2 protein-coding genes are annotated in these 1,915 nt (G+C 65.3%); both read left to right on the top strand.

The genetic code is table 11. The features are described 5' to 3' along the window. Positions 1-202: 202 nt before the first annotated feature. Complete coding sequence (locus DYI24_RS25770; RefSeq protein ID WP_164574328.1) at positions 203-1,168, top strand: IclR family transcriptional regulator; 966 nt, start codon at positions 203-205, stop codon at positions 1,166-1,168. Continuing rightward, a partial coding sequence (locus tag DYI24_RS25765; RefSeq protein ID WP_283810907.1) for a carboxyl transferase domain-containing protein occupies positions 1,077-1,915 on the top strand: 839 nt, incomplete at its 3' end. The genes DYI24_RS25770 and DYI24_RS25765, both read left to right, overlap by 92 nt.

Genomic DNA, 1,915 nt, shown 5'->3' with positions numbered 1-1,915 from the left:
GTGGTTACGCGTGGGGCCTTGCGCAGCGTCAAGCGATGTTGTCGGCGCAATTTGCCTGATGTAGCTTTGTCTTCAAGCGGAATTATATTCCGCCTAGCGAAACTAGAAACGTAACAAGAAACCAAGAACGTAAGATGTGCCGGGTCGGGACGTTGGGCACTCCCGGTGCATCGGGCATCATAACCACGCAGGATAAAAAGACATGGGACGACGCTCAGAACGACTCTGCAGGCAGGGGGATGTGGCCGGTGACGGCGATGTGATTCAGGTGGTGTCGCGCGCGTTCGACGTGCTGCGCTGCTTCGAAGGCCACGACGTCCGGCTCGGCAATCTCGAAATCTCCAATCGCTGCGGCTTGCCGCGCTCGACGGTGTCGCGCCTCACCCACACGCTGACCCGGATGGGCCAGCTGGTGTATTTGCCGCGCGATCAGAAGTATCGCATCGGCCCCTCGGCGGTCGCGATGAGCACGTCGATGACGCGCGGCCTTCAGCTGCGTAATCTGATCCGCTCGCGCCTGCAGGAAGTTGCCGATCAGATTCCCGGCACCATCGGCTTCCTGATTCCGGACCGCTTCCATCTGGTCTATCTCGAATTCGCTCGCGCCGCGCACGCGCTCGGCCTGCATTCGACCACCGGCAGCCGCATCTCGATCAGCCGCACCGCGGCCGGTCACGCCTATGCGGCGTCGCTCGACGAAAACGTCGCCGCCGCACTGGTGACGGAGATCCAGCGCGAAGCCCCGGCCGATGCGGCCTTGCTGAGCGAGCGGATCGAAACCGACCGCGCGATGCTGCGCGAGCGCGGCTATGTGGTGTCGTGCGGTCTGTTCAGCCCGCACATCAACGGCATCGCAGTGCCGATCTGGTCGCCGCAGTACCAAACCTACGTGATGGTGACGATCGGCGTGCTGGCGGCGATGTACGACGAACAGCGGCTGCACGACGAAGTCGCGCCGGCGCTGCTCAAGCTCGCCTCGGCGATCGAGCCGCTGGTGCAGAATGCGGATGGCGGCCTGGTGGCGGTGCGCCCGTCCGGAAACAATAACAAGAAGACGATCAGGCCGGAGGGAATGAATGAGTTGGAAGCCGGAGCTCGACGAGCTGGCCCGGCGCGAGAACTTCGCGCGGCAGATGGGCGGCACCGACAAGGTCAAGCGCCAGCATGACCAGGGCCGGCTCACGGTCCGTGAGCGCATCGATCGGCTGAGCGATGCCGGCAGCTTCCACGAGATCGGTGCCGTCGCCGGTCTCGGCGACTACGACGCCAATGGCGAACTGATCAATCTGACCCCGGCGAACTGCGTGTTCGGCCGGGCGAAGATTGACGGCCGCACCGTCGTGGTGGTCGGAGACGATTTCACCGTGCGCGGCGGTTCGGCCGATGCGTCGATCCATGCCAAGCCGCAGATGGCGGAGGAGATGGCGCACGACTATCGCCTGCCGATCATCCGCGTGATCGAAGGATCGGGCGGTGGCGGCTCGGTGAAGACGATCGAGAGCAAGGGCGCCGCCAATCTGCCCGGCGGCGTCGATGGCACCCGCTGGTACTGGTACACGACGGCGAACCTCGCGCAGGTGCCGGTGGTCGCGCTCGGGCTGGGTTCGGTCGCAGGCCTTGGTGCGGCGCGGCTCGCTGCCAGCCACTATTCGATCATGACCCGCAGTTCGGCGATGTTCGTCGCCGGCCCGCCGGTGGTGGCGCGGCTCGGCCAGGATCTCACCAAGCAGGAGCTCGGCGGCGCCGACATCCAGACCCGCGCCGGCGCGATCGATCATGCTGTCGACACCGAGGAAGAAGCCTTCGCCTGCGCGCGGCGCTTCCTGTCGTACTTGCCGTCGTCGGTGCACGAACTGCCGCCGACGCTTGCTTGCGACGACGATCCGGAACGCTCCGACGAGAAGCTGCTGAAGGC

It is taken from the genome of Rhodopseudomonas sp. BR0C11, from assembly GCF_010820945.1.
GTDB classification, from domain to species: domain Bacteria; phylum Pseudomonadota; class Alphaproteobacteria; order Rhizobiales; family Xanthobacteraceae; genus Rhodopseudomonas; species Rhodopseudomonas palustris_H.
The sequence above is the reverse complement of the archived record's forward strand: the minus strand, read 5'-3'. Positions and strand labels throughout refer to the sequence as shown.

Coding starts and splice junctions, on each gene's coding strand:
- DYI24_RS25770 (WP_164574328.1), top strand. CDS start 203: ATGGGACGACGCTCAGAACGACTCTGCAGGCAGGGGGATGTGGCCGGT.